Here is a 6,574-nt window from a genome sequence, read left to right on the forward strand (position 1 = left end):
CCAAGCCGACCCGCGCCCGCCGGACGACCGCCGCCGCGAAGACCGCCGCCGAGCCGGCCGCGACCCCCAAGGCCGCCGCCGCGAAGACCACGACGACGCGGAAGCGGACGACCGCCGCGGCCAAGCCGGCGACCGACGACGACGCCCCCGCCACCAAGGCGCCGGCGCGGACCACGGCCCGCAAGACCGCCGCGACCGCGACGAAGGCGACCGCCGCCGCGCCGGCCAAGAAGGCCACCGCCCGCAAGCCGGCGGCGAAGAAGGCGACCGCGGCCAAGGCGGCGACCGCCACCGCGAAGAAGGCGACCACCAAGGCCGCGCCGGCGAGGAAGGCCGCCGCCAAGAAGCCCGCGGCGACGGACGCGACGCCCGCCAAGCCGCGCGCGAGCCGCGCCAAGGCCGCCGCGAGCGGCGACGGCGACGCGACCGCCGACGCGCCGAAGCCGGCCCGGCGCAGCGCCGCGACCAAGGCCGCCTGAGCCCGCGGCGCCATGGGGCGCCGGCGGCGATCGCATAGGGTCGGCCGACACCGGCCCGCGTTCCCGACCTCGAAGGCCCCGCATGCCCCAGATCAGCCGCGAGATCCGCCTGGCGGCCCGCCCCCACGGCGCCCCCACGCTCGACGACTTCGCGCTCGCCGAGGTCGAGCTGCCCGACCCCGCCGCCGGGCAGGTCGTCGTCCGCAACCGCTGGATCAGCGTCGACCCGTACATGCGCGGGCGGATGAGCGAGGCCGCGTCCTACGCCGCCCCGTACGAGGTCGGCAAGGCGATGCTGGGCGGAGCGGTCGGCGAGGTCGTCGCCTCCGGCGACGAGCGCTTCGCCCCCGGCGACGTCGTCCTGCACGGCCTCGGCTGGCGCGACCTGGCACTGGTGCCGGCCGACCACGCGGTCGCGATCGACGCCTCGCGCGTGCCCGAGCAGGCTTACCTCGGGATCCTCGGGATGCCCGGCCTGACCGCCTACGCCGGCCTGGTCGAGGTCGCCCCGGTCCGCGAGGGCGACGTCGTCTTCGTCTCGGCCGCGGCCGGCGCCGTCGGCAGCGCGGTCGGCCAGATCGCCCGGCAGCTCGGGGCCAGTCGCGTGATCGGCAGCGCCGGCGGGCCCGAGAAGGTCCGCCACGTCGTCGAGGACCTCGGCTTCGACGGCGCGCTCGACTACCGCCGGGGCAAGGTCCGGAGGCAGCTCCGCGAGCTGGCCCCGGACGGGATCGACGTCTACTTCGACAACGTCGGCGGCGAGCACCTGGAGGCCGCGATCGGGGCCCTCCGGCTGCACGGGCGGATCGCGATCTGCGGGATGATCTCGCAGTACAACGCGACCGAGCCGCCGCCTGGGCCGCGCAACCTGATCCGCCTGATCCAGACCCGCGGCACGATCCGCGGGATGCTGGTCAGCGACCACGACCACCTTCGCGCGCCGTTCGTCCGCGACGTCGGCGGCTGGCTGGCCGACGGTCGGCTGCGCTACCGCGAGACCGTCGTCGAGGGGCTCGACGCGGCACCACAGGCGTTCCTCGACCTGCTCGACGGTCGCAACGTCGGCAAGATGCTGGTCCGCATCGGCGAGTGACCCCGGCGCGGCGGCAGGTGCGCGCGCCATCCGTCGCCCGGCCCCCGGGTCGTTGCCCGGGGCCGCCGAATCCGCGGGATCTCAGGGCGACGGACGCTGCTCCGCGTAGCGCGCCACCGCGCCGCCGTACTCCGGCAGCTCCCTGGCGAGCGCCCTCAGCGCCACCGTCAGCGCCGCGTCGCCACGGCCCGCGTCGGCCAGCGCGAGCGCCAGGAAGGCCGAGCGCGCCGCGGACAGCCCGTCGGCCGGCGCGGCCGCGATCGTCGCCTCCAGCAGCGCCACGCTCTCGCCCGCCCGGCCGAGGTTGCGCAGCGTGCTGGCCAGCTGGATCGTCGCCCGCGGGTGCCGCTCGTCGTCGAGGCCGGCGGCGATCGCCCGGCGGTAGAGCGCCTCGGCCTCGGCCTCGCGGCCCGCGAAGTCGAGCGCCGAGGCGTGCTCGTAGATGGCCGCCGGATCGGTGGCCGGGCGCTCTCCGACCAGCGCCAGGACGTCGGCGACGACCTCCGCCTCCGAGCGGTCGCCGGTGCTCGCCCAGACCGCGGCGATCCGCCGCTCCCAATCGCTCGCGTCGCTCACGAGCCGCGCACCAGGTGCACGTCGCCGGCGTCGAGCGTCCGGAGGGCGCCGTCGTCGGTCCGAACCCGCAGGCGGCCGTCGTCGTCGATCCCCTCGGCGACTCCGCTGCCGGTGTCGCCGGCCGCGGGGGCCTCCCAGCGAACCTGCTGTCCGCGAAGCGCGTCGCGGGAGGACCAGCGCTCGCGGAGCGTGGCCGGGTCGAGCCCCAGCGCGACGTCGAGCTGGCGGGTCAGCTCGTCGAGGACGGCGTCGCGCTCGGCCGGCGAGCGGCCGAGCGTGGCGGCGGTCGCGGCCACCTCCGGCGGCAGCGCCGCCAGCTCGACGGCGACGTTGAGCCCGATCCCGACCACGGCCCAGCCCTCGGCGGGACGGCCCTCGGCGAGCACCCCGGCGACCTTGCCCAGCCGCTCGCCGACCGGCAGCAGCACGTCGTTGGGCCACTTGATCCGGGCCTCGGACCCGGCCGTCTCGGCAACCGCCACCGCGGCCGCCAGCGGCAGCAGCGGCCCGCCGCCGCGGACGACGATCGATGCGGTCAGCGCCTGTCCGGCAGGCACCACCCAGCTGCGTCCCTGGCGCCCGCGTCCGGCGGTCTGGTGCTCCGCGGTCACGACCGTCCCGTGCGCGGCGCCCTCGCTCGCCAGTCGCCGGGCCTCGTCGTTGGTCGAGCCGACCTCGTCCAGGTGGATCCGGCGCCAGCCGGGGCCGATCGTGCTCTCGCTGCTGCTCATCGCGTCGCTCCGTCGCTCGTCGCGGGGTATCGGTCCCACCTTCGCCGATCGCGCGTCCGGCTGCCACGTCGCGGCCGCTCGGCGTCCGGAACGTCGCAGCCGATCGCCGCGTCGGGCCGCCCACCGGACAGGGTCGCGACGAACCGGTCGCCCGCCGTCCGGAACGTCACGGCGTCGGGCTAGGGACGCCGGATCCGCAGGTCGTCGTCGGCGTTCAGGCCCAGCCGCTCGCGGGCCGACGCCCGGTTGACGGCGACCGCCATCGCCCGGTTGGCGTCCTGGTACAGGAGCAGCGTCCCGGGATCGACGTCGGCGAAGGTGGTCGCGTAGACCCCCCGCTCGCCGTTGATCTCGACCTGCTCGCCGAGCCGCAGGCCGACGCCCATCGTCAGCTCCTCGTGCTCCAGGTCCAACAGCACGTTGCCGAAGTGGTCGAAGGCGATCGCGTGGGCGACCACCTCGTCGGCGTCGACCTCGGCCAGCGGCATCGCGAGCGGCTGGACGTCGTCGGGGTCGAGCGGCTCGCCGACGTCGGTCAACTCGAGCCCGGCCGCCAGCCGGGCGGCGATCGGGGCGAAGATGTCGCGGCCGTGGAAGGTCGCCGAGACCGGCTCCAGCCGGTACTGGGAGCGGGTCAGGTCGGCCGCCTCGACGATCCCGCCGAAGCGCTGGGCGGCCAGCCACAGCAGCCCGTTGTCGGGGCCGACCAGCAGCCGGTCGTCCTCGACCACCCGGATCGCGATCGGCCGCCGACGGCCGCCGACCTCGGGATCGACCACGGCCAGGTGGACGCCGGGCTCGCTGTAGGGCAGCGCCCGCTGGAGCGTGATCGCCCCGAGCCGGACGTCGAACGACGGGATCCCGTGCGTCAGGTCGATCACCCGGGCCTCGGGAGCGATGCGGGCGATCACCGAACGGCAGACGCCGACGAACTCGTCGTGCAGGCCGTAGTCGGAGAGGAACGTGACGGTCGTGCGGGAGATGCGCCGATCCTAGCCAGGCGGCGCCTGCCCCACGCCGCCGACGGGCCGCCGTTGCAAGCGGACGTGCAACAGCCGCCGGCGAGCGACCGTACGCACCGCAACCACGGTCCCGCTAGGCGGCGACCCTCCTCCGTCGGACCAGATCGATGATTCGCGCGGTCGCGTCGTCGGTGCCGACGACGGTCACGACGCCACGGTCCAGGAGCCCGCCCGGCAGCTTCGCGATCAACTCGTCGGCGAAGGACGGTGCGACCGCCGCGACCGCCGAGAAGTCCAGCACCACGTGCTCCGTCGCTGCCGCTCGTTCGACCGACTCGCGGATCGTGGCCGCCGCAGACCGGCCCGCGGCGATCCGGCCGATCTCTGCTGCGATGTCAAGCCTCATTCGATCCTCGTTCCTCGTCCATGTCAGCGTACGCCCTGCTCAGGTCGAACGGGCGATCCATCCGCACGTCGAGCGCCACCAGCGTTCCGGGGAAGCGCACGCCCCGCCCCTGAGCGACCTCCGCCTGGCCCCGCGTCACCGCGGCGAACCCGGAGCGGATGCCGACGGTGCCGCCGTTTCCCCGGACGAGATGCCGCGCCAACGCCAGTCCCATGCCCGCGTTGAAGCCGGGATTCGACGTGACGCCGAAGCGGAACGCGGCCTCGACTGCGCCGACGTCCTCACCCGAGAGCTCGGCGTAGGCGTCGCTCGACCGCAAGCTCGCCGGGATGCCGCGGCCGCGGCGGTCGCGATGGCAGTCGGAGTCATGAACAGCAGCCGACGCAGGTCGAGCCGCCACCGTCGACCGTCCGAGACCCCGAACGGCGCCAGCTCGCCGACGAGACGGTCCACGCTCCGCCCGTGGTACCGACCGGCCAGCGTCACTGTCCGTGGCTCTCGCTCCACGGCGCGAGCCTCGCCGCCACCCCAGCCGACAGACGTCGACGTCTCCAATTCGGTGCAAAGACGGCACCGACGCGCGCGTCGGTGCAGCTCCGCCTCAGCGCGCCACGAACGGCCCGCTGGTGCCGCGCGCCGGGTGCTCCGCCGCGTCGTCGATCAGCGCCGCGATCAAGCCGTCGATCGTGGCCTCGGTCGCCTCGACGGCCGGGGTCGCGCCGAGCTCGGCCAGCGCCGCGGTCGTCACCGGGCCGATCGAGGCCAGGCGCGGGCCGGCCGCGCCGTCGGCGGTCGCCAGGCCCCCGGCCTCGGCCAGGAAGCGGGCGGTCGAGGCCGAGGTGAAGGTCACGTAGTCGGCGGCGGCGATCGCGGCGATCGCGTCCTCGTCGAGCGGCTCGGCCACGGTCTCGTAGAGCGCGACGTCGGCGACCTCGAAGCCGGCGGCGCGGAGGCCGTCGGGCAGCGCGTCGCCGGCGGCGGCGGCGCGGGCGAGCAGCGCCCGGCGCGGGCGGTCGCCGGCCGGCCCGATCGCCGCCGCCAGCGCCTCGCCGGTGAAGGTCTCGGGCACGACGTCGGCCAGGAGGCCGTGCTCGCGCAGGAGCCGCGCGGTGCCGGGACCGACGGCGGCGATCATCGTGCCGTAGAGGTCCCGCAGGTCGCGACCGGAGCGCAGCAGCGCCGCGATCAGCTCGCGGGCCCCGTTGGGCGAGGTCACCGCCAGCACGTCGACCGCGTCCAGCGGCGGCAGCTCGGCCTCCAGCGACCGGGTCCGGATCGTCGGCGTCTCGAGCACCTCGGCCCCGAGCCCGCGCAGCCGGCGGGCCAGTCCCGACGCCTGGGCACGGGCGCGGGTGACCGCCACGGTGCGACCGAACAGCGGCCGGTCCTCGAACCAGCGCAGCTCGTCGCGGAGCCCGGCGACGGCGCCGACGACGGTCACGGCGGGGGCCTTGATCCCGGCGGCCTCGGCGACCTCGGCGATCTGCTCGAGCGTCCCGCGGACGACCCGCTGGCCCGGCACCGTCCCCGACTGGACGACGGCGACCGGCTCGCTGGCCGGACGGCCGCCGGCGATCAGCGAGCGGGCGATCTCCGGCAGGCGGCGGACGCCCATGTAGAAGACCAGCGTGCCGGGGAAGGCGGCCAGCCCCGGCCAGTCGATCGTCGACTCGGGCTTGGCCGGATCCTCGTGACCGGTGACGAAGGCGACGCCGGGGGCGTGGTCGCGGTGGGTGACCGGGATCCCGGCGTAGGCGGGGCCCGCGATCCCGGCCGTGACGCCGGGGACGATCTCGAACGGGATCCCCTGGGCGCGCAGCCGCTGGGCCTCCTCGCCACCGCGGCCGAAGACGAACGGATCGCCGCCCTTGACCCGCGCCACCGTGCGGCCGGCCAGGGCGTGGCGGACCAGCAGCGCCTCGGTCGTCTCCTGCGGGACCTGCTCGCCGCCGCCGCGCTTGCCGACGTCGACCAGCTCGGCGTCGGCGCGCGCCCCGTCGAGCGCGGTCGCCGGGATCAGCTTGTCGTAGAGGACCACGTCGACGGTCGCGATCAGCTCGAGCGCGCGCGCCGTCATCAATCCCGGGTCGCCCGGGCCGGCGCCGACGAGGTAGACCGTGCCCGGCGTGGCGGCCTCGGCGATCGGGGTCGGGGTCGGGGTCTCGCTCACGACGGTCGGTCCTCGCGCTGATCGTTGTCGACGGGTGCGGTGGTCGCGGCGTGGCGGTCCGCGGCGGCCCGCAGCGCCGCCGGCGCCTGGTCGTGGGCGGCGGCCAGCAGCTCGTCGGCCCCGGCCCGCCGCAGCCGCTCCGCGACCAGCGCGCCGA

Annotated in this window: 7 protein-coding genes and 1 pseudogene; 2 read left to right on the forward strand and 6 right to left on the reverse strand. The window is 76.2% G+C overall.

From position 1 onward, the window contains the following. Positions 1-479 (forward strand): annotated as a pseudogene (locus PAI11_RS27910) (heparin-binding hemagglutinin); the annotation flags it as partial. 82 nt (positions 480-561) lie between these two features. Next, entirely contained in the window at positions 562-1,572 is a 1,011-nt protein-coding gene (locus PAI11_RS19230) for an NADP-dependent oxidoreductase (protein ID WP_007577898.1), read from the forward strand. A gap of 81 nt (positions 1,573-1,653) precedes the next feature. Here PAI11_RS19230 and PAI11_RS19235 read toward each other — a convergent pair whose 3' ends face one another. From PAI11_RS19235 to cobA, 6 genes are all read right to left on the reverse strand, one after another. Continuing rightward, complete coding sequence (locus PAI11_RS19235) at positions 1,654-2,148, reverse strand: tetratricopeptide repeat protein (protein WP_007577900.1); 495 nt, start codon at positions 2,146-2,148, stop codon at positions 1,654-1,656. Further along, a complete protein-coding gene (locus tag PAI11_RS19240) occupies positions 2,145-2,879 on the reverse strand; it encodes a biotin--[acetyl-CoA-carboxylase] ligase (RefSeq protein WP_040601025.1) in 735 nt (244 codons plus the stop codon). The genes PAI11_RS19235 and PAI11_RS19240 overlap by 4 nt, the downstream gene beginning before the upstream one ends. Before the next feature lie 179 nt (positions 2,880-3,058). Next, the gene (locus tag PAI11_RS19245; RefSeq protein WP_040601026.1) at positions 3,059-3,862 is read right to left on the reverse strand and encodes an SAM hydrolase/SAM-dependent halogenase family protein; all 804 of its coding nucleotides are present in this window, start codon (positions 3,860-3,862) and stop codon (positions 3,059-3,061) included. 112 nt (positions 3,863-3,974) lie between these two features. Continuing rightward, a complete protein-coding gene (locus PAI11_RS19250) occupies positions 3,975-4,247 on the reverse strand; it encodes an STAS-like domain-containing protein (RefSeq protein ID WP_007577906.1) in 273 nt (90 codons plus the stop codon). After that, the gene (locus PAI11_RS19255) at positions 4,237-4,566 is read right to left on the reverse strand and encodes a hypothetical protein (RefSeq protein WP_007577908.1); all 330 of its coding nucleotides are present in this window, start codon (positions 4,564-4,566) and stop codon (positions 4,237-4,239) included. Before PAI11_RS19255 ends, PAI11_RS19250 begins: the two co-directional genes overlap by 11 nt. Before the next feature lie 282 nt (positions 4,567-4,848). Continuing rightward, entirely contained in the window at positions 4,849-6,417 is a 1,569-nt protein-coding gene (cobA, locus tag PAI11_RS19260; protein WP_007577910.1) for a uroporphyrinogen-III C-methyltransferase, read from the reverse strand. Positions 6,418-6,574 lie beyond the last annotated feature (157 nt).

The sequence above is a fragment of the Patulibacter medicamentivorans genome (assembly GCF_000240225.1).
Classification (GTDB): domain Bacteria; phylum Actinomycetota; class Thermoleophilia; order Solirubrobacterales; family Solirubrobacteraceae; genus Patulibacter; species Patulibacter medicamentivorans.